Raw genomic sequence first — 26,090 nt, 5'->3', positions numbered from 1 at the left:
GCAACGGTGACGCCATGAAACTCTGGTCCATCCTCGGCAACAGCCAGAAGCTCGACGGCGGTGCGATGTTCGGCAACGCGCCGCGTGCGATGTGGGCGCGTTGGGCGTCGCCGGACGACGAGAACCGCATCGATCTCGCATGCCGCGCGCTGCTCGCCTCGCCGCTGAACGGGAAGACCGTGCTGTTCGAGACCGGCATCGGTGCGTTCTTCGAACCCAAGCTGCGCGAACGCTACGGCGTGGTGGAAGACCGCCACGTGCTGGTCGACTCGCTGGCTGCGGCGGGCTTCAAGCCAGCGGACGTCGACGTCGTCGTCCTCTCGCACCTGCATTTCGACCACGCCGGCGGGCTGCTCGCACCGTGGAGCGAAGGACAGTCGCCGGCGCTGCTGTTCCCGAACGCGACCTACATCGTCGGTCGCCGTCATTACGAACGCGCGCTGGAACCGCACGCGCGCGACCGCGCCAGCTTCATTCCCGAGCTGCCCGCGCTGCTGGAAGCCACCGGCCGGCTGGAACTGGTCGATGGCGAATACTCGAACGCGCTCGGCGATACCGTGCGTTTCCACTACAGCGACGGCCATACGCCGGGGCTGATGCTGGCGGAGATCGTCGGTCCCGACCGCGTGGACGGCGAGACGCACGGCGGCGTGGTGTTCTGCGCCGATCTCATCCCGGGCCGTCCGTGGGTGCACGTGCCGATCACGATGGGATACGACCGCAACGCCGAGCTTCTCATCGACGAGAAGAAGGCCTTCCTCGCCGACAAGCTGCGTCGCAACGTGCATCTGTTCTTCACCCACGATCCGCAATGCGCGCTCGCGCAGGTCGTGCGCGACGAGAAGGGCAAGTTCGGCACCGCGCACGACGTGCCGGCGCTGCACGCGAGGGCGCTGGCGGCATGAGGTTGATGCGGGCGGCGTTCGCGCTGTCGTGCTTCTGCGCGCTGGCCGCTGGCGTCGCATTCGCACAGGTGGAGGCCGAGGAACCCATCGGCATTCCGCAATCCGGCGCAGGTCTGCGCGATCGCGATTTCGGCGTGGTCACGCGCCAATTCGGCCTCGACCGGCAGGTCGAGATGTACCAGTGGCGCGCCAGCGGCGACGGCTACACGCAGGTGTGGAACGCTGCGCCGATCGATTCGCGCGGCTTCGCGCCCGACCGCGCCAACCCGCCGAAACTGCCGATCGAAAGCCGCCGCTGGTGGGCGAGCGAAGCCACGCTCGACGGCCACCCCATCGATGCGAGCGTGCTGCAGACGCTCGGACAGTGGCGCGTGTTCCGCCCGAACTTCTCGCGCCTGCCGGCGAACCTCGCGGCGTCGTTCCAGCCGGAAGGCGATGGCCTGGGCAGCGCGGAGAATCCACTGGAACCGCGCGTGGGCGATCTGCGCATCCACTGGCGCGAACTCCAGCTGCCGCCGCTGGAAGGAAAGGTCGAATTGCGCGACGGCCGCTGGCGCCTGTCGTCGAGCGCGGCGCAGGCGGCGCTCAGCGCGGCGAACGCGTCAAATGCGGTGGAACTGCCCGAGAACCAGGACCGCGCGCTGCTGCCGTGGTTGCTGGGCGGCGCCACGGTGGTGGTAATCGCGGGGTTGATCTGGCGTCGCGTCCGGCGTCGGCGCGAAGCTTAGTACCGCCGCTCTTCCCCGGGCGCTTCGCTTACCTGGGTTGCGAAAGCGACGCGCGTCAGCGCGTGCCGGTGCGCAGGTTGGTGTCGCCGTGCAGGTGCATCAACGATTCCATCAGCGCCTCGTCCGCGCTCGAACACACGCCCAGCAGCACCACTTCCTCGCAGCCGTCGGCGGCGATGTAGGCGTGGCCCATGTTCGAATCGATGTACACCGATTGCCCGGCCTCCAGGATGATCGGGTCGTAGAACTCGGTGTGCACTTCGGCGCGGCCTTCGAGCACGTGGATGTATTCCTCGCCCGAGTGGTGCACCAGCTCGCCGAATTCCTCGATGCTCTTGGCGCGCACGCGCGTGATCACCGGGATCATGCGCTTGCGGCGAAGTTCCGGGCACAGATAGAAGTAGTCGTAATTGGGCGTGGTGACACGCACCGCGTCCTCGATGCGGCCGATGCTCCGGCGCGCCGTGACCGGCGGTTCGGGCGTGTTGTCGTCCTCGGCGAACAACTCCGACATGCGGATGTTGAGCCGCTGGCTGATCTGCTGGAGCTTGTCGTAGGTGAGCGTCAGGCGGTCGTTCTCGACCTTCGACAACGTCGACAGCGGAATGCCGCAGCGCTGGCTCATTTCCTTGAGCGTCCAGTCGTTGCGCGCGCGAAGGGCGCGCAGGAGGCTGCCGATGGTCGGGTGCTGCTGGGTCATGCCGGTGAACGCTCCTGCAGGGCCGGCGTGGGGCCGGCGTCCGGTCGGCCGAAGGCCGCGTGCCTGCAATTCTAGGTGACGTCCGGACTCGGTTGACAATTTTCCAATCAGGATCATTATCTCCAACGGGGTTGGTTGGTGTCGGGCCGTGCCTGCCGCACGGGGCTGCAATCACTGGGTGGGGAGTTTTTCGTTGATGAAGAGTCCGAACAGGCGCGGTGTCTCGCGTCCCGTCGCCGCGGCGCTGCTGTCGCTGGCCATGTCGATGTCCGCCATCGCGGCCGGGCCCGCCGGCCAGGCGCCGGTTCCGCCCAAGGCCGAACCCGCGCTGCCGCTGCCGCCGGGCGATGCCACCTCGGTCGCCGTGCCGGTGCCTGCCGCCAACGAACGCCTGACCGCCGCCGATCTGGAAGCCTGGGTCGACGGCTTCATGCCGTACGCGCTGGAGCAGACCGATGTCGCCGGCTCCGTGGTCGTCGTGGTGAAGGACGGCAAGGTGCTGTTCCAGAAGGGCTACGGCTATTCGGACCTCGCCACGCGCAAGCCGGTCGATCCGGCGCAGACACTGTTCCGCCCGGGCTCGGTGTCCAAGCTGTTCACCTGGACCGCGGTGATGCAGCTGGTCGAGCAGGGCAAGCTCGACCTCGACAAGGACATCAACACCTACCTCGACTTCAAGATTCCGCCGTACGACGGCAAGCCGGTCACGCTGCGCAACGTGATGACCCACACCTCGGGCATGGAAGAGGTGATCCGCGGCCTCATCGCGAACAACGAGAAGGAAATCGCGCCGCTGGATGCAACGCTCAAGCACTGGATTCCCGAGCGCATCTACGAACCCGGCAGCACGCCCGCCTATTCGAACTACGCCACCGCGCTGGCCGGCTACATCGTCCAGCGCGTGTCGGGCGAACCGTTCGAGAAGTACGTCGCCAACCACATCTTCGCGCCGCTGCAGATGCAGCACTCCAGCTTCTCGCAGCCGCTGGAGAAGGACCTGCAGCCGATGGTGTCCAAGGGCTACAAGACGGCGTCCGACGGCAAGCCGCAGCCGTACGAATACATCAACCTGGCGCCGGCCGGCAGCCTGGCGTCGACGGGCGCGGACATGGGCAATTTCATGATCGCGCACCTGAACAATGGCGCGTTCGGCGAGGCGCGCATTCTCGGTGAAGCCACTGCGCGCCAGATGCACGAGACCGGCCAGGAGTCGATCAAGCCGCTCAATCGCATGATGCTGGGCTTCTACGAGACCAGCGTGAACGGCCATCGCGCGATCGCGCACGGCGGCGACACGCAGTGGTTCCACAGCGACCTGCAGCTGTTCCCGGACGACAACATCGGCATCTATGTGTCGACCAACAGCGCCGGCAAGGACGGCAGCGCACGTTTGATCCGCGACGGTCTGGTCACCGGTTTCGTCAACCGCTACCTGCCGGGTCCAGCGAGCGTCGCGAAGGGCATCGACGAGGCGACCGCGAAGGAACACGCCCAACTGATGGCCGGCTCGTACAACAGCAGCCGCCGCGCCGATTCCAACTTCATGAACCTGGTCTACATGCTGGGGCAGACCAAGGTCGTCGCGAACGAGGACGGCACCATCAGCGTGCCGATGCTCGCCGGCTACAGCGGCGCGCCGAAGAAGTGGCGCGAGATCGCCCCGTTCGTGTGGCAGGACACCGGGAGCGGCGACCGCCTCGCGGCGGAAGTCGTCGACGGGCGCGTGGTGCGCTTCAGCGCCGAACCCATCGCCGCGATCATGGTCTTCCAGCGCGCCGCGTGGTGGCAGACGCCGGGCGTGTTCCTGACGATGCTCTTCGGCAGCCTTGCCGCGCTGCTGTTCACGGTGCTCGCGTGGCCGGTGTCGGCGATGGTGCGTCGCCACTACGGCGCGCGTTATCCGCTGGCCGGACAGGACGCCCGCGCGCATCGCTGGGTCCGCATCGCCTCGCTCGCGGTGCTGGTGTCGGTGGGCGCGATGATCGGCATGGTCTTCGCGATGATGTCCGACCTGTCGATGATGTCGCCGGCCAGCGACGCGTACGTGATCGCGCTGCGCCTGCTCTGCACCATCGTGCTGCCGCTGGGTGCGCTCATCGCATTGTGGAATGCGTGGGTCGTGCTGCGCAGCCCGCGTTCGTGGTGGGCGAAGTTGTGGAGCCTGGTGCTCGCGGCGGCCTGCCTGTCGCTGCTGTGGATCGGCTTCGCCACGCACCTCATCGGCTTCAGCGCCAACTACTGACGAACCCACCTGCGCGGCGGCGCGATGCCGCCGCGCATTACAGGGAGCATTGCCGTGACCAAGACCGCCCGCGTCCAGCTCGGACTGCGGAACGAGGACCTGCGCCTGTCCGCACCGTTCCGCATCTCCGGACACGTCTTCGAAGTATCGCCGGTGACGCTGGTCACCCTGCAGAAAAACGGGCGCGTGGGGCGTGGCGAAGCGGCCGGCGTGTATTACACGCGCGACACGCCCGCGCTGATGCTGCTGATGATCGAGAAACTGCGCGATGTGCTCGAACGCGGCATCGGCCGGCAGGAACTGCGCACGCTGCTGCCGTCCGGTGGGGCGCGCAACGCGGTCGATTGCGCATTGTGGGAACTCGAAGCCGCCATCGCCGGCGTGCCTGCGTGGGAACTGGCGAAGATGGAGAAGCCCAAGCCGCTGCTCACGACCTTCACGGTCGGCGCGGACGATCCCGGCGTCATGGCCGAGCGCGCCCGCGCCTACACGCATGCGCGCGCGATCAAGCTCAAGCTCACCGGCGAAGCCGATCTCGACATCGCGCGGCTGCGTGCGGTGCGTGCGGCGCGACCTGAAGTCTGGATCGGCGTGGACGCGAACCAGGGCTACGTGCCCGACACGCTCTCGCAGCTGTTGCCGGTGCTCGTCGACGAAGGCGTGTCGCTGCTGGAACAACCGTGTCGTCGTGGTTACGAAGCCGAACTCGATGGTGTCGATCGCGCGGTGCCGATCGCCGCGGACGAAAGCATCCTCGACCTGGACGAACTGGAAGAACGCGCGCACTGGTTCGACGTGGTGAATATCAAGCTCGACAAGTGCGGCGGCCTGACTGAAGGCCTGATGATGGCCCGCCGCGCGCGCGAACTCGGCAAGCGCGTGATGGTCGGCAATATGGTCGGCACGAGCCTGGCGATGGCGCCGGCGTTCCTGCTCGGCCAGTTCTGCGACATCGTCGACCTCGACGGCCCGCTGTTCCTCGATCACGACCGAAAGCCGGGCGTGGTCTACGCCGACGGACACGTCGATTGCCCCGACACGGTGTGGGGTACGCCGGACGCGGTGATCGCGTGAGCGCGCCGGCCGCCCCGCGCGACGGTGTGCGCTGGTTCTTCAACCAGCCGCCGGGGCTGGCGATCCTGTTCCTCACGCAAATGTGGGAGACGTTCTCCTACTTCGGCATGCGCGCGCTGCTGGTCTATTACATGACCAAGCAACTGCTCATCGGCCAGCAGCAGGCGTCGATGATCTACGGCGTCTACACCGCGACGGTGTACTTCACGCCGATCGTCGGCGGCGTCATCGCCGACCGCTGGCTCGGCCGGCGACGCGCCGTGATCATCGGCGGCGCGATCATGGCGTTCGGCCATTTCCTGATGGCGTCCGAATCGCTGTTCTTCTTCGCGCTCGCCGCCATCGCGCTGGGCAATGGCCTGTTCCTGCCGAGCCTGCCGAGCCAGATCGACGGGCTCTACGCGAAGGACGATCCGCGACGCGGTTCGGCCTACAACTTCTACTACGTCGGCCTGAACCTCGGCGGCCTGCTTGCGCCGCTGGTGTGCGGCACGCTGGGCGAGGTGTATGGCTGGCACTGGGGCTTCGGTGCGGCGGGCATCGGCATGCTCGGCGGATTGCTGCTGTACGTGTTCGGCCAGCGCTGGCTGCCGCAGGAGCCGCCGCGTCCGGCCCGCGTCGTGGAAACGACGACCGATGCCACGCCGCGCCACGCATTGAAGCAACGCGTGATGGCGCTGGTGGCCGTCGCACTGTGCGTGATGGTGTTCCGCGGCGCGTACGAGCAGACCGGCAACACGATCGCGCTGTGGGCCGACGCGGGGATAGACCGGAGCTTCTTCGGCCTGGCGATCCCGATGACGTGGTTCCAGGCCTTGAACCCGTTGCTGGTGATCGCGCTGACGCCGGTGCTGGTCGCGCACTGGGTGCGACAGGCGCGTCGTGGTCGCGAGCCGACGCCCGCCCGGAAGATGGCGATGGGCGCGTTCGGCGTAGGCGCGGCGTTCGCGATGCTCGCCGTCGTCGACGCCTCGGCGCACGGGCAGGCGAACTGGATCTGGCTCGCGCTGTTCTTCCTCGTGCTCACGACCGGCGAGCTTTTCATCCTGCCGATCGGGTTGGGCCTGTTCGCGCGGCTCGCGCCCAAGGGGCATGGCGCGACCACGATCGCCGGCTGGTTCTTCACCTCCTTCGGCGGAAACCTGCTGGCCGGTGCGCTGGGGATGCTGTGGACCTCGTTCGGCCCGTCGGCGTTTTTCGGCGCGATGGCACTCGTCGCCGCGGCGGCGGGGACGCTGCTGCGCCTGCTGGACGGCGCGGTCGGGCGGGCGGAGGCGGGCAACCTTCCCGCGCCGGCATCAAGACTTGCGGCTGAACACGCCCAATCGGATTGACATGTTTCCGATCAGGATGTTTATATCCTGATAGGGAGTTGAGGAGCGCAGCATGGCGACCGGGTTTCCCTTCAATGACAGACGCCAGCGGCCCGAAGTGATGGGCGCCGCGGCGTCGCAGCCCGGGCCATTGATCGAGCGCCCCGCGCTTCCGCAAGACCACCAACACGATCCGGCCCGGGCGCACGCCCGCGGTCGTTCCTACGTCGACTTCGCATCCGTGCAGGGCGGCCAGAACCGCCCGCACCGCGACGTCTTGGGCTGACAGACCGGTCGAAACCGGCGAACTCTGGGGAGAGGGGAATGCACATGCACGACACGCGCGAGATGGCGATGCGACGTCGCCCGCTGACGAAGGCGATCACCCGGTCGCTGGCGGTGACGACGCTGGCCGTCGCGCTGGCCGCACCGGCCATGGCGCAGCAGGGCGCGACGCAGGCGCCGGCCGACGACGTCGGATCGCAGCAGGCGATCACCACGCTCGACAACATGACGGTCACCGCGAACAAGCGCGTGGAAAACATCCGCGAGGTCGCCACCGCCATCACCGTGCTGGGCGGCGAGCAGCTGGAAAACCTCGGCGCGACGCAGATGTCCGACTACGCCAGTTACGTGCCCGGGCTGCAGCTGCAGTCCAGCGGCACGCCGGGGCAGACGCAGGTCTCGATGCGCGGCATCGCCGCGCTGTCGCCCGGCTCCACGATCGGCACGTACCTCGACGAAACGCCGGTGGGTTCCAACAGTCTTTACCAGCAGGCGACGCTGTTTTCCCTCGACCTGTTCCCGTACGACATCGAGCGCATCGAAGTGCTGCGCGGGCCGCAGGGCACGCTGTACGGCGCCGGCGCGATGGGCGGCCTGCTCAAGTACATGACGCGCAAGCCCGACACGTCGAAGACCGAGTTCCGCATCGGCGGCGGCGTGTCCGACACCGAAGGCGCGGGCGACCTGGGCACCAACTACCGCGTCGGCATGAACCTGCCGCTGGTGCAGGACAGCCTCGCACTGCGCGTGAGCTACGCGCGCAACGACATCGCCGGCTACGTCGACAACCTCGTCGATGGACGAAAGGACATCAACGAAGGCGACCAGACCAGCGCCCGCGCGGCGCTCGCGTGGGAAAGCGACGTCGTCGACGTGCAGTTCGCCGCCATGCGGCAGGAGATCGACAGCAAGAACAACGCGACCATCGCGCTGGATCCGGAAACGCATGAACCCATCGCGGGCCTCAGCAACTACGTGTACGAGAACGAGCCGTTCATCAAGGACCTCGATCATTACTCGCTGACGGTCGACTGGGACCTGGGCTTCGCGGACTTCGTCTCGGCGACGAGCTACTCCGAGACGCATACCAGCATCACCACCGACCAGACGCTGACCTACGGACCTTTCACGCAGGTGCTCGGGTTGCCGGAAGCGGGCAGGGCGCGGCTGAACTACACGCTCGACCTCGACCAGTTCACGCAGGAATTCCGCCTCACCTCCAAGTCCGGGCAGCCGTTCGAATGGCTGGTCGGCACGTTCTATTCCGACGAGGACGGCGACAACTTCCAGACCGTGCCGATCATGCAGGCCGACGGCTCGCCGATCCCGGGGCTGAGCACGCTGGGCGACCTGTCGATCCCGAGCACGTACGAGGAAACGGCGGTCTTCGCCAACGGTTCCTACAAGTTCAACGACTGGTTCAAGCTCGGCGCCGGCGTGCGCTTCTCGCGCAACGAGCAGGATTTCGCGCAGATCGTCACCGACGGCGTGTTGCTGCCGATCGGCACCAACGTGAACTCTTCCAGCGAGGACGTCTTCACCTGGAGCATCACGCCGCAGTTCCAGCTCAACGAGGACGTGATGGTCTACGCGAAGGCCGCGACCGGCTATCAGCCCGGCGGCCCGAACGTGCTCGCGCCGGGCCTGCCGCCGGTGGTCGATTCCTCGATGCTCACCAGCTACGAGATCGGCATGAAGTCCGCGTTCGCCGACAACCGCGTCGCGCTGGACCTCACCGCGTACCAGATCGACTGGGAAGACATCCAGGTCGCCTCGCAGGTCAACGGCGTCAGCGGCCTGGTCAACGGCGGCGAAGCGACGAGCCGCGGTATCGAGGCCTCGCTGCAGGTCCGCCCCATCGACGGTCTGACGCTCGGCCTCAACGCCGCCTACAACGACGCGAAGATCGACGAGGATTTCCCGACGATCGTCGTGCCCGCCGGCCCCGCGCAGGTCGAGGTCAACACCGGCCTGAAGAACGATCGCATGCCGTACGTGCCGGACCTGACCTGGTCGCTCACCGCCGACTGGTACGTCCCGCTGGGCGGCAACTGGAGCGCGAATTTCGGTGGCGGCGTGCGCTGGGTGGATGACCGCACCAACGCCACGACCGAACGCCAGATCGTGCGCCTGCTCGATCCGCCGACGGTGCTGGACGAAACCATCACCGAGCCGCTGGTCATCGACAGCTACACCGCGTTCGACCTGTACGCGGCGTTCTCCAACGACAACTGGACACTGCGTGCGTACCTGAAGAACGCGACCGACGAGCGCGCGTATTCGACGATGAACGACGTCATCAACCAGGTCACCGACGAAACGCACCACACCGCGGCGACGCCGATCCAGCCGCGCACGTTCGGCGTGGAAGTCGATTACCGCTTCTGAAGCCTGTGGGACGCGGGCGGCCGCAACGGTCGCCCGCGCGTTGCGGCGCGCCCGCGCGTGCGTCCATTGGGGTGAATCACTTGAAGTCCGACGTTGTTCTGCCGCAACCGTACCTGCTGTTCCTCGGCGACACGACCGAGCCCGGCTACGCGAAAACCGCCTTCGGCCTGCGCGACTGGGCCGGCGAGCGCTGCGTCGGCGAGTTCGCCATTGACGGCGCGACCGTCACCACCGGCCTTCCATCGCTCACGCCGGAGCAGGCCGCGACGATGGGCGCGAAGGCGATCGTGATCGGTGTCGCCAACGCCGGCGGTTTCATTCCGCCGACATGGTGGCCCGCGCTGGTGCGCGCGATGGAAGCCGGGCTCGACATCGTCAGCGGCATGCACGCGCGTCTTCGCGATATCGACGTGCTGCGCGATGCGGCACAGCGCCTCGGGCGACGCCTGATCGACGTGCGCGAGCCGCCCGCGAACATCCCGATCGCCACCGGCAAGCCGCGTACGGGCAAGCGCCTGCTGACGCTCGGCACCGATTGCGCGCTCGGCAAGAAGTACACCGCGCTTGCGCTGGCGCGTGCGATGAATGCACGCGGTGTCGATGCGACGTTCCGCGCCACGGGGCAGACCGGCATCCTCATCGCCGGCGGCGGCATTCCGATGGACGCGGTGATCGCCGATTTCGCCGCGGGCGCCGCCGAGATGCTGTCGCCCGATGCGGCTGAAACCCACTGGGACGTCATCGAAGGGCAGGGTTCGCTGTTCCATCCGGCATACGCCGGCGTGTCGCTCGCGTTGCTGCACGGCAGCCAGCCGGACGTGATCGTCGTCTGCCACGAGCCCGGGCGCGAGCGCGTGCTCGGCCATCCCGGTTACGCACTGCCATCGATCGAGGACACCATTGACCTCGCGTTGCGCCTTGGGTCGCGAACGAACCCGCGCATCCGCTGCGGCGGCGTCAGCCTCAACACCGCGCGCCTAGATGCGAACGCCGCGGCGCGCGTGATCGCGCATGAATCCGATCGCCTCGGGTTGCCCGTCGCCGATCCGATGCGCGGCGGCGACGCATTCGAGCAACTGGTCGACGCGTGCCTGTCGTGAACTCCACAAGGACATCCACCATGACCCTGTTCGCACCGGTTCGATTGGCCGCACTCGCGGCGGCGTTGTGCACGCTTCCCGCCTTCGCCGCGCCGCCGCCGGATCTCGACGCGCGCGTCGACGCGGCGATGCGCGAACACGGCGTGCCCGGCATGGCGATCGCCATCGTCGAGAACGGCAAGCCGGTGCTCGCGAAGGGCTATGGCGTGCGCAAGCTTGGCGGAACCGAACGCGTGGACGCCGACACGATCTTCCCGACCGGTTCGACCGGAAAGGCGATCACGGCCGCGGCGCTGGCCGTCCTCGTCGACGACGGCAAGCTAGGCTGGGACGACAAGGTCATCGACCACATGCCGTGGTTCCGCATGTACGACCCGTGGGTCACCAGCGAGATGACCGTGCGCGACCTGCTCGTGCATCGCAGTGGACTCGGCCTGGGCGCGGGCGACCTGATGTTCGTGCCGTCGTCCTCGCGCAGCCGCGCCGACACCGTGCGCGCGCTGCGCCATCTCAAGCCTGCGACGAGCTTCCGCAGCGGTTACGCCTACGACAACCTGCTGTATGCGGTGGCCGGCCAGCTGATCGAGGAAGTCAGCGGGCAGACGTGGGAAGTCTTCACGCGCGAACGCGTGCTCAAGCCTGCGGGCATGGTCGATTCGGTCACCGAACAGGCGGCGCGCTTCGCGAATCCGAACCGCGCGTGGCCGCATGCGCGCACCAGCGGCGTGATGCGCGGCATGGGGCCGCAGGCGGTGCTCGACGAACGCAAGACGCTGGGCGACAACGGCGCACCGGCCGGCGGCCTGTCGTCCAGCGCGAACGACATGGCGCACTGGCTGCAGGTACAGCTGGGCAAGGGCACGTGGACGAATGACGCCGGCGCGCCGGTGAAGGTCTTCAGCGAGGCGCAGTCGAAGCAGATGTGGACGCCCGCGGTGCTCACGCCCACGCCGACCTGGCCCGGCAAGCTCGCGTCCGCGGCGCCGAAGTTCTCGTCCTACGCGCTGGGCTGGAACGTGCGCGATTACCGCGGCGAGAAGATGCTCGACCACGGCGGCGCGGTGTTCGGCGTGCAGGCGTACGTGGCGATGATCCCCGACCGGAACTTCGGCGTCGCGGTGCTGATGAATTCGGAAGACACGCAGGCGATGCGCGGCGTCGCGCTGGAAATCATCGATCACGCGCTCGGCCTGCCGGAAACCGATTGGGTTGCGGCGTTCGACGAGTTCATGGACCTTCGCATCGAAGGCGGCCTCAAGGCACTGGATGCGGCAGCGAAAACGAAGCCGGCGTCGGGCGGCAAGCCGTCGCTTCCGATCGCGCAGTACGCAGGGCGTTACAGCGATGCCTGGTATGGGCCCATCGGGATCACGAACGACAAGGGTGGGCTGCGCATCGACTTCACGCAGACGCCCGGCATGGCCGGCCGCCTCGAGCATGTTCACCACGACACCTTCCGGACCGTGTGGGACGACGCGACCATCGAGCCCGCGTTCGTCACCTTCGGCCTGGGTGCGGAGGGCAAGGTGGATCGCATCACGCTGAAGGCCGCCTCGCCGATCGCGGATTTCAGCTACGACTACCAGGACCTGCTGTTCACGCCGCTCGCCGATGAAGTGAAACAACTACCGAAATGAACGCGCCGCAGCGCGTTGTACCGGCAAACCACGGGCTGTGCTCGTGAATGGGTGGAATCACGCGCGCTGCTGCCAGAACCTGTCAGTGGCCCGTGCCATGATCGCGGCTCCATCGGAAAGGAGCCGTGCCATGTCGATGATCGCGTCCTGCCACTGCGGTGCCACGAAGATCCAGGCGGCCGAAACGCCGCGTTCGGCCAAGCAATGCAACTGCAGTTTCTGCGCGCGCACCGGCGCGGTGTGGGCGTATTACGCGCCGGGCGAGCTGACCTTCCTGTCCCAGGACGACGAGCGCACGTATTCGGCGCGCGGCATGAACCAGCACCATTTCTGCGGTGTCTGCGGCATGCAGACCTGGGGCGACTCGCCGGACTGGGCGTCGGCCTACAACGCCGACGGCAGCGCGAAGGAAGGCTTCACGCCCGGCACGATGCCGACGCAGCGGATCTATGCGATCAACCTGCGGCTCGTCGACGACCTGGACTGGTCGAAGATCGCCATCGAGCAGATGGATGGTCGGAACAACTGGTGAGCGCGTTCACGAGCGCGGCTTCCTTCGGCGGTCATCACGACTTGCAGTGGAAGCAGTTCAACTTTTTGCTGTCATTCCCGCGAAGGCGGGAATCCATCTGTCAGAACCATCACGGTCGACGGAAAGCGTGATGCAACTGACGCATCGATCCCCGCCTTCGCGGGGATGACGTGAGAAGCGCGAATGCGCTGTCGGCCTGGATCCCGGCTTTCGCCGGGATGACGGTGGAGAGACGGACCGGCGAAGCGGTGGAGCGGCGAAGCGGCAGAGCGGGCAACCGGCGACGCGGCGGAGAGCTGACGCGGCGAAGCGAAGCGCCGCGCTCACCCATGCTGCCATTCCCGCGAAGGCGGGAATCCATCTGTCCGACCCATCACGCTCGACGGAAAGTCTGATGCGCCGGACGCATGGATCCCCCCTCCGCGGGGATGCCGAAAAAGGGCGGAGGCGCCGCGGATAAAGCCCGTCTTACCCGTGCCGAGTCCCAAAGATCTTGTCGCCCGCATCCCCCAGGCCCGGAAGGATGTAGCCCACGTCATTCAGGCGTTCATCGACCGACGCGGTGTAGACCTCGACGTCCGGATGCCTGGCTTCCAGCACGCGCAGGCCTTCGGGCGCGGCGACCAGGAACAGGCCCTTGATGCGCCTGCAGCCGGCCGCCTTGAGCATGTCCACCGTTGCGACCAGCGTGCCGCCGGTGGCGAGCATCGGGTCGAGGATCAGCGCCGTGCGCTCGTCCATGCGGCCGGTGAGCTTCTCGTAATAGCCCACCGGTTGCAGCGTGCGCTCGTCGCGCTGCAGGCCGACCACGCCGACTTTCGCGGCGGGAATCAGTTCGAGCACGCCGGGCAGCATGCCCAGGCCCGCGCGCAGGATCGGCACCAGCGTGACCTTCGCGCCCTTGATGCGGCGCGTCGTCACGGGGCCGGCCCAGCCTTCCACGACGGCCTCCTCGGTTTCGAGGTCCGCCGTGGCCTCGTAGGTGAGCAGCGTGGCGACTTCGGAGGCGAGTTCGCGAAACGCCTTCGTGCTGATGTCGCCCACGCGCATCAGGCCGAGCTTGTGCTGCACCAGCGGGTGACGGACTTCGACGACTTTCATGGGCGATACCGGGCGCGGGAAGCCGCCAGTGTGCCTCACGCGCCGTGATCGTCGAAGCCCCTTCCGGGTGGAAGGGGCACGGGCGAACGCCCCATCCGATCAGAACGAGTACCGCATGATCAGCTGGTAAACCCGGCCGGATGACTCGGTCTCAAGCTCGAACTCGTCGTAGTCGCGGTCGAACTGGTCGGCGGCGTTGTCGAACTTGTGGAAGACCTCGTCCTTGTGCGCGTCCAGAAGGTTCGAACCGGTCAGGCGCAGCGACAGGTCGTCGCCGAAGCGCTTCTCGATGAAGACTTCCAGATCGCCGCCGTAATGCGTGCTCACTTCCTCGGCGAGCATGCGCGAGAACGCATCGCCCTGGCGGCGGTAGCTCGCACCGAAGGACATGCCCCATTCGGGGAGGTCCTGGATGAAGCCGACGTTGTAGACGTACTTCGCCTGGTTGTTGAAACGGCGCTCGCCGAAGTCGTCCTTCACGTCGCTGTCGAGCCACGAGTAGTTCACGAACAGGCCCGTGTCCGGCAGGCCCAGCGCGGTGAGCGGCGTCGACAGATCGAACTCGATGCCGTACACGCTGCCGTCGCCGACGTTGCGCGCGGTGTAGACGAAGCTGTCCGGATCGAACTGCGGATAGCCGGGCGTGGTCGGCGTCGCGCCCGGATTCTCGTCGAGGAAGTCCTCCACTTCATCCTCGTAGTCGCCGATCGCGGTCGAACTCGGCTCGCCCGTGTTGACGATCTCGATCAGGTCCTTCACGTCGCGATAGAACACGTTCACACCGAACACGCCGCGCGCGCCGAGGCGACGTTCGTAGCCGAAATCCACGCCCCAGGCGCGCTCGGGATCGAGTGTCGGATTGCCGGTGAAGTCGTTGTCGCCGAATTCTTCTTCCAGCGTGAGCGGCAGGATCTGGTCGAAGTTCGGACGACGCACCGTGCGGCCGACGGAGAACAGCAGGCGGTCGGCGCCGGTGAAATCCCACTTCAGGTGCGCCGACGGCAGCAGCGTGTTGTAGTCGTTGCTTGCGGCCTCGTCATCGAACGCGACGTCCACATCGGTCGTCTCGTAGCGAAGGCCCGCTTCCCACGCCAGCGCGCCTGCGGTGCCGGAGAACATCAGGTACGGATCGACGCGCGTCTCGTCGATACGGCTGTCGTTGCGGTCGAACTCGTCGTACGGCGGCAGCGCGGCGCCTTCCTCGTCGGTGTCGACCTCGCTGACCTGGAGCGTGGTATCGCGGCGCTTGTCCAGGTAGTTCACGCCGAACTCCATCGTCGCGCCACCCACGCCGCGCTTGTGCGAGAGCTTGAACGAGCCTTCGCTGTCGCGCGTGTCGGTCAGCGTGCGCGTGCCTTCGCGTTCGTCGAACGACGGCGGCATGTCCTCGTCGTCGAAACCGCTTTCCTCCTCGGTGGAACGCGTGTCGTCGTCGAAGCGCGCGTAATCGATGTCGAATTCCGTACGACCGCCGGCCATGTCGAACGCGTATTCCACGCCGAGCGACCAGTTGTCCTGCCTGATCTTCTCGACCTGGTCGTTGATCGACAGCAGGTTGTCGCGGTCGGTGCTGGTCGGGTCGTTGTATTCGACCGAATGCTCGGTCTCGGTGCGGTCGGTGCGCACGTAGAAGCCATCCACCGAAAGCCGACCGGTGCCGATGTCGCGCGTGTACGACAGGTTGGCCGAATAGTCGTCGCCGTCGCGCGTGTCGTCCTGGTCTTCGCGATCGACGAAGTCGCCGCCGGGCTCTTCGAAGCGGTCGCTGCGCTTGACCTTCGGGTTGTAGCGGCCCTGCACGTTGAAGCCGCCGAGCAGGCGGCCGCCGCCGACTTCGCCGCTGGCGACGGCGCCGTAGGTCGGCTTGACCTCGCCGTCGTCGAAGCGCAGCGCGCCCAGGCGCACGTACTTTCCGTCGAACTCGTACGCGTCGCGCAGCACGATGTTCAGCGCGCCCGCGACCGCGTCGCCCGAGCGGTTCGCGCTGGTGCTGCGGATGATCTCGATGCGCTCGACGAGTTCGGCCGGGATGCGGTCGACGAAGAACGAGCGGTCGTTGCCCGCGCCCGGCACCTTCTTGCCGTTGATGAGGATCTGCGTATAGCCCGGATCCAGGCCGCGCAGCTGGGCGCCGTCGTACTCGAGCACGTCGGACACGAATGCCACGCTCGGCACGCGCTTGAGCATGTCGCCGACGGTCAGCGGTTCGAAACGCTGGAAGTACTCAAGGTCATACGAGAGCACCGGCGCGACCGAATCGGTGCGGTTGCGGTACGCGATGTCCGCCTGCACGACGACCGAATCCAGCTGCTTCGGATCCGGCGACGCATCGGCCGGCGCCTCGGCGGCGACAGCGGTATTGAAGGCGGCAGCAAGGCTCATCGGCGCGATCAGTGCGCACACCAGCGCACGCGACATCGCCGCGGCCAGCACGTTACGTTTCATCGAAGTGGCATCCCCAGGTAATGGAAGGCGGCAGGCGACACGCCCCCTGCGGCCGCCCAAGCCGCGTTTTGTAGCCGCGGCGCATGGCGGAAACATGACAACGTGCGCACGCGCCGCATGACACGCGAGCGTCACAATGCGCGCGTAGAAATTCGCGGTTTGTTACGACGGCTCAGGGGAAGGCATGTCCGATTCGATGAAGATGCGATGGGCCGCGCTGGCGCTCGCATGTGGTTTGACCGCGTGTGCGACGACGAGCACCGCACCGGTGGCGCAGCACGATCGCGAGCCTGATGAGGCGATGGAAGTCGATCCGCTGCTCGCGCAGGCGGGCATCGCACACCAGGTCGTGGCCGAAGCGTTCCTCACTGCGTCCACGCCGAATGAGAACGTCGATTCGCCCGCCAGCTGGCGGGCGCCGGACGGCAAGCGCTGGCTGATCGCGACCGGCAAGGCGAGCGACCGCCTCATCGTGTACGACGGCGACACCGGCGCGACGCTGCGCACCGTCAGCGGCCCCGGCACCGCGCTGGGCCAGCTGCAACGGCCCAATGGCATCAGCGTGATCGACCACTACGTGCTCGTCGTCGAACGCGACAACCATCGCGTTCAGATGTTCCAGCTGCCGGATTTCAAGCCGCTGCTCGCGTTCGGCGCCGACGACCTGAAGCAGCCGTACGGACTATGGGTGCGTGCGCAGCGCGACAGCTACGAGGTCATCGTGAGCGACAACTACATGTCGCCGCAGAACGAGGACGTGCCGCCGCCGCTGGCCGAACTCGACAAGCGCTTCAAGCGTTACCAGCTGCGCCGTGTGCCGGACGGCTGGCAGGCGCGGCTGATGGAAACCTTCGGCGACACGGGTGAAGCGGGCGCGATCCGCATCGCCGAGTCGGTGTTCGGCGACATCCGCCACGATCGCCTGCTGCTGGCCGAAGAGGACATCGCCACGGGCACGCGCATTCGCGAGTACGGCCTGGACGGCACGTACCGCGGTCGCGATATCGGAGCCGACCTGTTCAAGGCGCAGGCCGAAGGCATGGCGCTGTATCGCTGCGAGGGGGGTGCGGGTTACTGGATTGCCACCGACCAGTTCAAGGATCGCAGCCTGTTCCACGTATTCGATCGCGTGACGCTGCAGCACCAGGGCGCGTTCGCCGGCAACAAGACGGCCAACACCGACGGCGTGTGGCTCGACCAGAGCGGCGACAAGCGTTTCCCGCAGGGCGTGTTCTACGCGGTGGACGACGACCAGGCGGTCGCGGCGTTCGACTGGCGCGACATCGCGCGTGCGCTGTCGTTGCCGGCGTGCAAGGCGGAGTGACGTCCGTCCGCGATGTCAGGCAGCTGCTCGCGCACATGGCGTTCGCGAGCAGGGCGCTGGCCGCGCGGGTGCAGAACGAAGTCGTTTGCTGTCATCCCCGCGAAGGCGGGGATCCATCCATCCGCGTCATCACGGCTGCGGAAAGGCTGCCATCGCTGGGCGATGGATTGCCCCTTCGTGGGAATGACGGCGAAGAAAGAGTAGTGCGTAAGAGCAGGCGAAGACGGCGGGTGTGGGGGCACCCGCCGCCTTCGCGGCGGCGTCCGGGGGAGGTCAGGCCGCCGCTGCCTGCTGCGCGCGGGGGCCTTCCCGCAGCGCACGAGCGACCATCGCGACCAGCAGGTTGATTTCCTCGCTGGTGATGGTGAAGGTGGGGGTGAAGCGCAGCGAATTCGCGCCGCCGTGGATGACGCCGATGCCCTGTTCGCGCAGCCACTCTTCCGTCGAGCCGGTGCCGTAGCACTTGAACTGCGGCGAGAGTTCGCACGAGAACAGCAGGCCGGTTCCCTGCACCTTGGTGATCATGCCGCCGAGTTCGGCCTTGAGCTTTTCCAGCTTCTGCAGCGACTCGACGCCGCGCGCGCGGATGTTCTCGCGAAGTTGCGGCGTCACCTGCGCCAGCACCGCGCAGGCGACATCGAGCGCGCGCGGGTTGGTCGTCATCGTGTTGCCGTACAGGCCCTTCTTGTAGAGCTGCGCGGCCTGCGCGCCGACGGCGAGCACCGACAGCGGGTACTGGCCGGCGTTGAGCGCCTTCGAATAGGTTTCCATGTCCGGCGGATCGAGCTGCTCGAAGCCGGGGTAATCGATGATCGACAGCACGCCATGCGCACGCAGGCCGGCCTGGATCGAATCCACCAGCAGCAACGCGCCATGCGAACGGGTCAGCTCGCGCGCGGCGGCATAGAACGCCGGCGGCACGCTGCGGCCCGGATCGCCTTCGCCCATGACCGGTTCCAGGAACATCGCCTCGATGAACCAGCCGTTCGCGTCGGCATCGGCGAACACCTTCTTCAGCGCGTCGACATCGTAGGGCTCGACGGTGAGCACCGAATCCTCGCCGCGGAAGCTCGCCAGGTGCTGCAGGTAGGTCTTGCGCGAGGAGTCCGAATACAGCGCCGGGCGTTCGGTGCGGCCGTGGAAGCTGCCCTTCACCACGACGCGCTTGATCGTGCGCCCCGCGTGGCGACCGCCGGTGTCGGTCATCAGCTTGGTGTTGGCATCGGCGATGCGCGCGGCGAGCGAGACCGATTCGGAACCGGAATTCAGGCAGAAGAACTTCTCGTACGGACAGCCGCCGCGTTCGGCGCCGATGGCGGCGCGCAGCGCCTGGTCGAAGCGCAGCTGCGACAGCGAGGGCGTCATGATGTTGGCCATCGCCTGCGGGCGGGCCATCGCGGCCAGCACGGGCTTGGGCGCATGGCCGAAGCCGAGCATTCCGTAGCCGCCCGAATCGTGCAGCACGGCGCCCTTCAGCGTGACCACCCAAGGGCCGCGCGCGACGAGCGCGACGTACGGGTTCACCGCGTCGTCGGGATAGAAATTGACGTAACCGCCCTGGACGGCGTGCACCTGGGCGTCTTCATCGAGCTCCAGCAGGTCGGCGAAGTCGTCCTTCACGCGCTGGTATTCCTGCTCGGCCGCTTCGATCGCTTCGATCAGCTCGGCATGCGTGTGGGCGAAGCGCGAGATGGTCGCGTCATCCAGGCCGTGGGTACGGCGGCGGCCACCATGGGCGCGCAGGGGGGCGAGACGGTCGATGACGGCCATGAGGTCCTCCGGGGTCGAAACAGGGGGGGTGACCCGTCCATTATCTGGATTAAATCGTCGATAGACAGTACGGATTTGTACGAATTCGTGGATAATTTCGTCGTTTCGACGAAATGTGAAGGCGAATCGTGAAGATCACCGATGCCGACCAGCAAGTGCTCTCGGTCCTGCGCGAGAACGCCCGCGCCTCGACGGCGGACATCGCGCGACGGCTGAAGCTCTCGCGCACCACCGTCCACAGCCGGATCGATCGCCTGGAACGCGAGGGCGTCATCCAGGGCTACACGGTGCGCGTCCACGACGCCGCCGAGCGCGGCTACCTCCGCGCCCACATCATGATCACCGTCCTGCCCAAGCGGGCGCCGTCTGTCGCCGCCGCGCTGCACGCGATGCCGGAAGTGCGTGCGCTGCATTCGGTGAGCGGGCCCTTCGACCTGGTGGCGCTGGGCGTGGCGCCGTCGGTGGAGGCGATGGACGAGTTGACCGACCGCATCGGCGCCATCGACGGCGTGGAGCGGACGACGTCGGCGATCGTGCTGTCGGCGAAGTTCGAGCGGTGAGGGTTTGAGCAGCGGCGGCTTGGGGCGGACGCTGACGTTGAGCCCCTCTCCCGCCGGGAGAGGGGTTGGGGTGAGGGGCGGGGCATGCGGCCATGCTCGCCCTCGCGATGTCCCTGTTGACCGCCCGAAAAATCAAAATGGATTCCAGCTTTCGCTGGAATGACGGCCAAGCCGGGAGTGCCCGAGCGCCATCAGCCTGGATCCCGGCGTTCGCCGGGATGTCGAACAAGGCGGAACAAGCCGCCTCGCCCGAACCCCATACAATAGCCAACCCCCTCCCGCGCCCGACCGGCCTGTCTCGCCGGCCCAACGCCTTGAAGAAATCCGACTTCCACTACGACCTGCCGCCGGAGCTGATCGCCCAGGCGCCGCTGCCCGAGCGTTCGGCCAGCCGCCTGCTGGTGGTGCCGCCCACGCGCGGCAATGCCTTCGACAGCGGCTTCCAGGATCGCGTCTTCCGTGACCTGCCCGACCTGCTGCAGCCCGGCGACCTGCTGGTGTTCAACGACACCCGCGTGATCCCGGCGCGCCTGTACGGGCAGAAGACCACCGGCGGCCGCGTGGAAATCCTGATCGAGCGCATGCTCGGCGGTTTCGAGGTCCGCGCGCAGCTGGGCGTGAGCAAGTCGCCGAAGGAAGGCGCGCGCATCGCGCTCGACGCCGGTGGCGAGGCGGAGGTGCTCGGCCGGGACGGCGAGTTCTACCGCCTGCGGTTCCACATCGACGAATCGCTGGAGAAGTACCTGCTGCATGCCGGCCGCCTGCCGCTGCCGCCGTACATCCAGCGCGAGGCTGGCACGGACGACGACACCCGGTACCAGACCGTTTTCGCGCGCGAGGTCGGCGCCGTCGCCGCGCCCACCGCCGGGCTGCATTTCGACGAAGCTCTGCTGGACGCGCTGAAGGCGCGCGGCGTCGAGTTCGGCCACGTGACGCTGCACGTCGGCGCCGGCACGTTCCAGCCGGTGCGCGTGGACGAACTCGACCAGCACGTCATGCACAGCGAATGGCTGAACGTCGGCGCGGCGCTGATCGAACAGATCCGTCGCACGCGCGCGGCGGGCGGTCGCGTGATCGCGGTCGGCACGACGGTCGTTCGCGCGCTGGAAAGCGCGATGCGCCGCAACGACGACGGCGAGGGCGAACTCCAGCCGTACGCCGGCGAGACGCGCCTGTTCATCCTGCCCGGCTACCGCATCCGCTCGGTGGATGCGCTGATCACCAATTTCCACCTGCCCGAGAGCACCCTGCTGATGCTTGTTTCCGCCTTCGCCGGCAAGGCGCGCGTGTTCGCCGCCTACGACCACGCCATCGCGGAGCGCTACCGCTTCTTCTCCTACGGCGACGCGATGCTGCTGTTCCCGCAGTCGCACGATGAAAGGGAGCAGGCCGAATGAGCCGGCTGTCCTTCGAACTGTTGCGCACGGACGGCGCCGCGCGTCGCGGCCGCCTGACCTTCCCGCGCGGCACGGTGGAAACGCCGACGTTCATGCCGGTGGGCACCTACGGCTCGGTCAAGGGCGTGCTGCCCGAGCAGGTCCGCGAACTCGGCGCGGAAATGATCCTCGGCAACACCTTCCACCTGTACCTGCGGCCGGGCCTGGACGTCATCGGCGACCACGGCGGGCTGCATCGCTTCACCGGCTGGAACGGGCCGATCCTGACCGACTCGGGCGGATTCCAGGTCTTCTCGCTGGCGCACAAGCGCAAGATCACCGAACAGGGCGTGACCTTCGCCGCGCCGACCGACGGCAGCAAGGTCTTCCTCGGGCCGGAGGAAAGCATGCGGATCCAGAAGGTGCTGGATTCGGACGTCGTCATGATCTTCGACGAATGCACGCCGTACCCGGCCACGGAGGACGTCGCGCGGCGCTCGATGGAACTGAGCCTGCGCTGGGCCGAGCGCAGCAAGCGCGCGCATGAGGGCAGCGACGCGGCGCTGTTCGGCATCGTGCAGGGCGGGGTGCATGAAGCGCTGCGCACGCGTTCGGCGGCGGCGCTCGTCGACATCGGTTTCGACGGGTACGCCATCGGCGGCCTCGCCGTGGGCGAGCCGGAAGCCGAGCGCAACCACATGCTCGAACACACCTGCCCGCAGCTTCCGGCCGACCAGCCGCGCTACCTGATGGGCGTGGGCCGCCCGGAGGACCTGGTCGAAGGCGTCGCGCGCGGCATCGACATGTTCGATTGCGTGATGCCTACCCGCAACGCCCGCAACGGCCACTACTTCACCTCCTTCGGCACGGTGCGCGTGCGCAACGCCAAGTACGAGCGCGACCTGCGCCCGATCGAGGAGGGCTGCGACTGCTACACCTGCCGCAACGGCTTCACCCGCAGCTACCTGCGCCACCTGGACCGCTGCAACGAGATGCTCGGGCCGATGCTGGGCACCCTGCACAACCTGCGCTACTACCAGCGCCTGATGGCGCAGATGCGCGAGGCCATCGCGCAGGGAACCTTCGCCGCCTTCCGCGAGTCCTTCTACGCCTCGCGGACGCCGGAATAGGGATCCGCGCACGGTTTACGCATGACCCGCACGGGGAGGGCGGGAGCAGCGCAGGGCAGGGGCGGGACGGATCTTCCGGCCGTCCGGGGCCCGCCTGCCGCCCCGTGGCATAATCCCCCGCTATTTTTCGATCAGGACGACCGTCATGAATCTGCTCGACCTCGTGATTTCCCCCGCCTACGCCCAGGCCGCCCCGCAGGCTGGCGCCGGCGGCTTCGGCATGTCGCTGCTGTTCCCCATCCTGCTGATCGCGGTCATGTACTTCCTCATGATCCGCCCGCAGATGAAGCGCCAGAAGGAACACCGCGCGATGCTGGAGAAGCTCTCCAAGGGCGACGAAGTCATCACCAACGGCGGCATCGCCGGCACGGTGAGCGACATTGGCGAGAACTTCATCACCGTGGAGATCGCCGACAACGTGCGCATCCGCGTGCAGAAGGGCGCCATCGCCAACGTGCTGCCCAAGGGCACCCTGAAGTCGGCGTAAGCCCGCTTTCCCGATCCCACCTGAGCGTGCGCCCCCGGGCGCGCGCGGAATGCCGCGATGCTTGAATTTCCTAAGTGGAAATATTTCCTGATCCTGCTCGTACTCGGCCTGGGCGTGCTGTATGCGCTGCCCAACGTCTACCAGAAGGATCCTTCCGTACAGATCACGGCCAACCGCAGCGGCCAGCTCGATGAAGCCCTGCGCACGCGCGTCAAGGCCGAGCTCGCCCAGGCCGGCATCACGCCGCGCTCGGTGGAGATCGAAGGCGACAACCTGATGGTGCGCCTGCCGTCGCTGGACGCGCAGAGCAAGGCCAACAACACCCTGCGCACCTCGCTCGGCGAGAACTACACCGTCGCGCTGAACCTCGCCTCGACCGTGCCGGACTGGCTGGCCAACCTCGGCGGCAAGCCGATGGTGCTGGGCCTGGACCTCCAGGGCGGCGTGCACTTCGTGATGCAGGTCGACCAGCGCGCCGCGCTGGAAAAGCGCGTCGACGCCTATGCCGAAGACATCCGCGTGAGCCTGCGCGACGCCAAGATCGCCTACCAGTCGGTCGAGCGTCGTCCGGACAACAGCATCCTCGCGATGCTCGCCCCGGGCCAGGACGCCGAGCGCGCGCGCAACGAGCTCGCCCGCCTGATGCCGGTGCTCAACTTCGACGTCACCGGCAACAACGTGGCGGTCACGATCCCCGAGGCGGAGCTGCGTGCCATCGCCGCCGGCGCCATCGAGCAGAACGTCACCACGCTGCGCAACCGCGTCAACCAGCTGGGCGTGGCCGAGCCGATCATCCAGCGCCAGGGCGAGGACCGCATCGTCGTCCAGCTGCCGGGCGTGCAGGACACGGCCGAAGCCAAGCGCCTGATCGGCGCCACCGCGACGCTGGAATTCCGCGCCGTCGTCGATGGCGACGCGATGGAAGCCAAGCGCACCGGCGTCATGCCGCCGGGCGCGCGCCTTTACACCATCCGCAACACCGACCAGCCGGTGCTGCTGAGCAAGCGCGTGCTGGCCTCGGGCGACCAGATGGTCGGCGCGAAGGTCGGCCGCGACCAGAATGGCCTGCCGGCGGTGGACATCACGCTCAACAGCATCGCTGGCCAGCGCATGTTCGACTTCACCAGCGAGAACGTCGGCAAGCTGATGTCGGTGGTGTACATCGAGCGCATCCCGACCGTGACCATGGTCAACGGCCAGGAAGTGCGCAGCGTGCGCGTGCAGGAAGAGGCGCTGTCGCCGACCCGCATCGCCGGTGTGTTCGGCAAGAACTTCCAGACCACCGGTCTCGAGAAGGTCGAGGCCGAGACGCTGGCCAAGCTGCTCAGCGCCGGTTCGCTCGCCGCGCCGATGGACTTCGTCGAGGAACGCATCATCGGCCCGAGCCTGGGCGCGGAGAACGTCGAGCGCGGCATCACCGCCGTGCTGTACGCCTTCGTGTTCACGCTGGCCTTCTTCACCATCTACTACCGCATGTTCGGCGTGATCACCTCGGTCGCGCTGCTGATGAACCTGCTGATCGTGGTGGCGGTGATGTCGATGTTCGGCGCGACGATGACGCTGCCGGGCTTCGCCGGCCTTGCGCTGTCGGTCGGCCTCTCGGTCGACGCGAACGTGCTGATCAACGAGCGAATCCGCGAGGAGCTGCGCCACGGCGTGCCGCCGAAGGCGGCGATCGCGGCCGGTTACGAGAAGGCGGGCGGCACCATCATGGACGCCAACCTGACCGGCCTGATCGTGGGCGTGGCGCTGTACGTGTTCGGCACCGGCCCGCTGAAGGGCTTCGCGCTGACCATGATCATCGGCATCTTCGCCTCGATGTTCACCGCGATCACCGTGTCGCGCGCGCTGGCGCAGCTGATCTACGGCAACCGCAAGAAGCTCAAGTCCGTGGCCATCTGACCGGGTGAGAACGAATCAATGAAACTTTTCCCGCTTCATCTCATCCCCAACGACACCAAGATCGACTTCCTGCGTACGCGCTACGTGTCGATGACGATCACGGTGCTGCTGTTCATCGCCTCGCTGGTGGTCATCGGCACGTACGGCTTCAAGAAGGAGGCCTACGCGCTGGAGTTCACCGGCGGCACGCTGGTGGAAACCACGTTCCAGAAGCCGGCCGACGTCGACCAGGTCCGCGAGAACCTGGCGAGGGCCGGCTTCGAGAACGCCCAGGTGCAGGCGTTCGGCGGCGGCAACGGCCTGATGATCCGCCTGCAGCCGCACGGCGAGAGCAACAACGCCACCGGCAGCCAGTCGATCGCCAACCAGGTGGTCAAGGCAGTGTCCACCGAGGAGAACCCGGCGCGCGTGCAGCGCAGCGAGTTCATCGGCCCGCAGGTCGGCGCCGACCTGGTGCGCGACGGCATCTACGCCACGGCGTTCATGCTCATCGGCTTCCTCATCTACATCGCGTTCCGCTTCGAGTGGAAGTTCGCGGTGGTGGCGAGCCTGACGGCGTTCTTCGACCTGATCGTCACCGCGGCCTACATCTACATCAGCGGCCGCGAGTTCGACCTGACCGTGCTGGCCGGCCTGCTGTCGGTGATGGGCTTTGCGATCAACGACATCATCGTGGTCTTCGACCGCGTGCGAGAGAACTTCCGCACGTTGCGCGTGGATTCGATCGAAGTGCTGAACCGCTCGATCAACCAGACGCTGTCGCGAACGGTGATCACGGCGGTGATGTTCTTCCTGTCGGCCTACGCGCTCTACCTGTACGGCGGCTCGTCCATGGAAGGCCTCGCGCTGACGCACATGATCGGCGCGGCGATCGTGGTCTTCTCGACGATCCTGGTAGCCGTGCCGATGCTCGCCATCGGCCCGTTCAAGGTGAGCAAGCAGGACCTGCTGCCCAAGGCGAAGGACGAGGCCGCGCTGGCGCGTCGTCCGTAAGCCTGCTGCAAAGCCGTTCCGGGAAAGGGCCGCCTTGTGCGGCCCTTTCTTTTTCGGGACTCCGCCGCCTTGTGCGGCCCTTTTCTTTTCGGGATGGC

General features: G+C 67.1%; 21 protein-coding genes. 17 read left to right on the top strand and 4 right to left on the bottom strand.

What is annotated here, in order from left to right; translation table 11 throughout:
* The first annotated feature begins 14 nt into the window (after positions 1 to 14).
* Both DX912_RS10095 and DX912_RS10090 read left to right on the top strand, forming a co-directional pair.
* The gene (locus DX912_RS10095) at positions 15 to 905 is read left to right on the top strand and encodes an MBL fold metallo-hydrolase (RefSeq protein ID WP_115842397.1); all 891 of its coding nucleotides are present in this window, start codon (positions 15 to 17) and stop codon (positions 903 to 905) included.
* Entirely contained in the window at positions 902 to 1,633 is a 732-nt protein-coding gene (locus DX912_RS10090; RefSeq protein WP_181902789.1) for a TMEM43 family protein, read from the top strand. The genes DX912_RS10095 and DX912_RS10090 overlap by 4 nt, the downstream gene beginning before the upstream one ends.
* Positions 1,634 to 1,688: 55 nt before the next feature.
* On the opposite strand, the gene DX912_RS10085 is transcribed toward DX912_RS10090, so the two are convergent.
* Entirely contained in the window at positions 1,689 to 2,333 is a 645-nt protein-coding gene (locus tag DX912_RS10085) for a helix-turn-helix domain-containing protein (RefSeq protein WP_115842395.1), read from the bottom strand.
* Between the two features lie 196 nt (positions 2,334 to 2,529).
* On the opposite strand from DX912_RS10085, the gene DX912_RS10080 reads away from it, so the two are divergent.
* The 8 genes from DX912_RS10080 (at position 2,530) to DX912_RS10050 (ending at position 12,904) form a co-directional block, all read left to right on the top strand.
* Positions 2,530 to 4,575 (top strand): serine hydrolase, encoded by a 2,046-nt coding sequence (locus DX912_RS10080; protein WP_115842394.1) that lies wholly within the window; start codon positions 2,530 to 2,532, stop codon positions 4,573 to 4,575.
* 54 nt (positions 4,576 to 4,629) lie between these two features.
* On the top strand, positions 4,630 to 5,649 hold the full coding sequence (locus tag DX912_RS10075) for a dipeptide epimerase (RefSeq protein ID WP_233433557.1): 1,020 nt from the start codon (positions 4,630 to 4,632) through the stop codon (positions 5,647 to 5,649).
* Entirely contained in the window at positions 5,646 to 6,983 is a 1,338-nt protein-coding gene (locus tag DX912_RS10070; protein WP_220340793.1) for a peptide MFS transporter, read from the top strand. Before DX912_RS10075 ends, DX912_RS10070 begins: the two co-directional genes overlap by 4 nt.
* 52 nt (positions 6,984 to 7,035) lie before the next feature.
* On the top strand, positions 7,036 to 7,248 hold the full coding sequence (locus tag DX912_RS18180; protein ID WP_147298622.1) for a hypothetical protein: 213 nt from the start codon (positions 7,036 to 7,038) through the stop codon (positions 7,246 to 7,248).
* Positions 7,249 to 7,292: 44 nt separating this feature from the next.
* The gene (locus DX912_RS10065; protein WP_181902788.1) at positions 7,293 to 9,635 is read left to right on the top strand and encodes a TonB-dependent receptor; all 2,343 of its coding nucleotides are present in this window, start codon (positions 7,293 to 7,295) and stop codon (positions 9,633 to 9,635) included.
* Positions 9,636 to 9,715: 80 nt separating this feature from the next.
* Positions 9,716 to 10,735: an N-acetyltransferase DgcN family protein gene (locus tag DX912_RS10060; protein WP_425477928.1), complete on the top strand. Its 1,020-nt coding sequence runs from the start codon at positions 9,716 to 9,718 to the stop codon at positions 10,733 to 10,735.
* 20 nt (positions 10,736 to 10,755) lie between these two features.
* On the top strand, positions 10,756 to 12,372 hold the full coding sequence (locus DX912_RS10055) for a serine hydrolase (RefSeq protein ID WP_115842389.1): 1,617 nt from the start codon (positions 10,756 to 10,758) through the stop codon (positions 12,370 to 12,372).
* A gap of 130 nt (positions 12,373 to 12,502) precedes the next feature.
* The gene (locus DX912_RS10050) at positions 12,503 to 12,904 is read left to right on the top strand and encodes a GFA family protein (RefSeq protein ID WP_115842388.1); all 402 of its coding nucleotides are present in this window, start codon (positions 12,503 to 12,505) and stop codon (positions 12,902 to 12,904) included.
* 468 nt (positions 12,905 to 13,372) lie between these two features.
* On the opposite strand, the gene upp is transcribed toward DX912_RS10050, so the two are convergent.
* Positions 13,373 to 14,005: a uracil phosphoribosyltransferase gene (gene upp, locus DX912_RS10045; protein ID WP_115842387.1), complete on the bottom strand. Its 633-nt coding sequence runs from the start codon at positions 14,003 to 14,005 to the stop codon at positions 13,373 to 13,375.
* A 99-nt stretch (positions 14,006 to 14,104) separates the two neighbouring features.
* On the bottom strand, positions 14,105 to 16,450 hold the full coding sequence (locus tag DX912_RS10040) for a TonB-dependent receptor plug domain-containing protein (protein ID WP_115842386.1): 2,346 nt from the start codon (positions 16,448 to 16,450) through the stop codon (positions 14,105 to 14,107).
* 184 nt (positions 16,451 to 16,634) lie between these two features.
* On the opposite strand from DX912_RS10040, the gene DX912_RS10035 reads away from it, so the two are divergent.
* Complete coding sequence (locus tag DX912_RS10035; RefSeq protein WP_425477927.1) at positions 16,635 to 17,774, top strand: phytase; 1,140 nt, start codon at positions 16,635 to 16,637, stop codon at positions 17,772 to 17,774.
* A gap of 273 nt (positions 17,775 to 18,047) precedes the next feature.
* Here DX912_RS10035 and DX912_RS10030 read toward each other — a convergent pair whose 3' ends face one another.
* Positions 18,048 to 19,544 (bottom strand): aminotransferase class III-fold pyridoxal phosphate-dependent enzyme, encoded by a 1,497-nt coding sequence (locus DX912_RS10030; protein ID WP_115842385.1) that lies wholly within the window; start codon positions 19,542 to 19,544, stop codon positions 18,048 to 18,050.
* Between the two features lie 128 nt (positions 19,545 to 19,672).
* Here DX912_RS10030 and DX912_RS10025 point away from each other — a divergent pair, with 128 nt between their 5' ends.
* The 6 genes from DX912_RS10025 (at position 19,673) to secF (ending at position 25,992) form a co-directional block, all read left to right on the top strand.
* Positions 19,673 to 20,104, top strand: a complete 432-nt coding sequence (locus DX912_RS10025; RefSeq protein ID WP_115842384.1) for an Lrp/AsnC family transcriptional regulator — start codon at positions 19,673 to 19,675, stop codon at positions 20,102 to 20,104.
* Between the two features lie 314 nt (positions 20,105 to 20,418).
* Positions 20,419 to 21,501, top strand: a complete 1,083-nt coding sequence (gene queA, locus DX912_RS10020; RefSeq protein ID WP_115842383.1) for a tRNA preQ1(34) S-adenosylmethionine ribosyltransferase-isomerase QueA — start codon at positions 20,419 to 20,421, stop codon at positions 21,499 to 21,501.
* Entirely contained in the window at positions 21,498 to 22,610 is a 1,113-nt protein-coding gene (tgt, locus tag DX912_RS10015; protein WP_115842382.1) for a tRNA guanosine(34) transglycosylase Tgt, read from the top strand. The genes queA and tgt overlap by 4 nt, the downstream gene beginning before the upstream one ends.
* A gap of 145 nt (positions 22,611 to 22,755) precedes the next feature.
* Entirely contained in the window at positions 22,756 to 23,097 is a 342-nt protein-coding gene (gene yajC / locus DX912_RS10010) for a preprotein translocase subunit YajC (RefSeq protein WP_115842381.1), read from the top strand.
* 57 nt (positions 23,098 to 23,154) lie between these two features.
* Positions 23,155 to 24,999, top strand: a complete 1,845-nt coding sequence (gene secD, locus DX912_RS10005) for a protein translocase subunit SecD (protein ID WP_115842380.1) — start codon at positions 23,155 to 23,157, stop codon at positions 24,997 to 24,999.
* Positions 25,000 to 25,017: 18 nt separating this feature from the next.
* Complete coding sequence (gene secF / locus DX912_RS10000; protein ID WP_115842379.1) at positions 25,018 to 25,992, top strand: protein translocase subunit SecF; 975 nt, start codon at positions 25,018 to 25,020, stop codon at positions 25,990 to 25,992.
* Positions 25,993 to 26,090: the final 98 nt, after the last annotated feature.

The sequence above is a fragment of the Lysobacter soli genome, from assembly GCF_003382285.1.
Taxonomy (GTDB): Bacteria; Pseudomonadota; Gammaproteobacteria; order Xanthomonadales; family Xanthomonadaceae; genus Lysobacter_J; species Lysobacter_J soli.
Note: the sequence above shows the minus strand (reverse complement) of the source record. Positions and strands in the feature narration are given on the sequence as shown.

Coding starts and splice junctions, on each gene's coding strand:
- DX912_RS10035 (WP_425477927.1), top strand. CDS start 16,635: ATGTCCGATTCGATGAAGATGCGATGGGCCGCGCTGGCGCTCGCATGT.
- DX912_RS10095 (WP_115842397.1), top strand. CDS start 15: ATGAAACTCTGGTCCATCCTCGGCAACAGCCAGAAGCTCGACGGCGGT.
- yajC (WP_115842381.1), top strand. CDS start 22,756: ATGAATCTGCTCGACCTCGTGATTTCCCCCGCCTACGCCCAGGCCGCC.
- DX912_RS10080 (WP_115842394.1), top strand. CDS start 2,530: ATGAAGAGTCCGAACAGGCGCGGTGTCTCGCGTCCCGTCGCCGCGGCG.
- secF (WP_115842379.1), top strand. CDS start 25,018: ATGAAACTTTTCCCGCTTCATCTCATCCCCAACGACACCAAGATCGAC.
- DX912_RS10065 (WP_181902788.1), top strand. CDS start 7,293: ATGCACGACACGCGCGAGATGGCGATGCGACGTCGCCCGCTGACGAAG.
- DX912_RS10090 (WP_181902789.1), top strand. CDS start 902: ATGAGGTTGATGCGGGCGGCGTTCGCGCTGTCGTGCTTCTGCGCGCTG.
- DX912_RS10085 (WP_115842395.1), bottom strand. CDS start 2,333: ATGACCCAGCAGCACCCGACCATCGGCAGCCTCCTGCGCGCCCTTCGC.
- DX912_RS10055 (WP_115842389.1), top strand. CDS start 10,756: ATGACCCTGTTCGCACCGGTTCGATTGGCCGCACTCGCGGCGGCGTTG.
- upp (WP_115842387.1), bottom strand. CDS start 14,005: ATGAAAGTCGTCGAAGTCCGTCACCCGCTGGTGCAGCACAAGCTCGGC.
- tgt (WP_115842382.1), top strand. CDS start 21,498: ATGAGCCGGCTGTCCTTCGAACTGTTGCGCACGGACGGCGCCGCGCGT.
- DX912_RS18180 (WP_147298622.1), top strand. CDS start 7,036: ATGGCGACCGGGTTTCCCTTCAATGACAGACGCCAGCGGCCCGAAGTG.
- DX912_RS10040 (WP_115842386.1), bottom strand. CDS start 16,450: ATGAAACGTAACGTGCTGGCCGCGGCGATGTCGCGTGCGCTGGTGTGC.
- DX912_RS10050 (WP_115842388.1), top strand. CDS start 12,503: ATGTCGATGATCGCGTCCTGCCACTGCGGTGCCACGAAGATCCAGGCG.
- secD (WP_115842380.1), top strand. CDS start 23,155: ATGCTTGAATTTCCTAAGTGGAAATATTTCCTGATCCTGCTCGTACTC.
- DX912_RS10030 (WP_115842385.1), bottom strand. CDS start 19,544: ATGGCCGTCATCGACCGTCTCGCCCCCCTGCGCGCCCATGGTGGCCGC.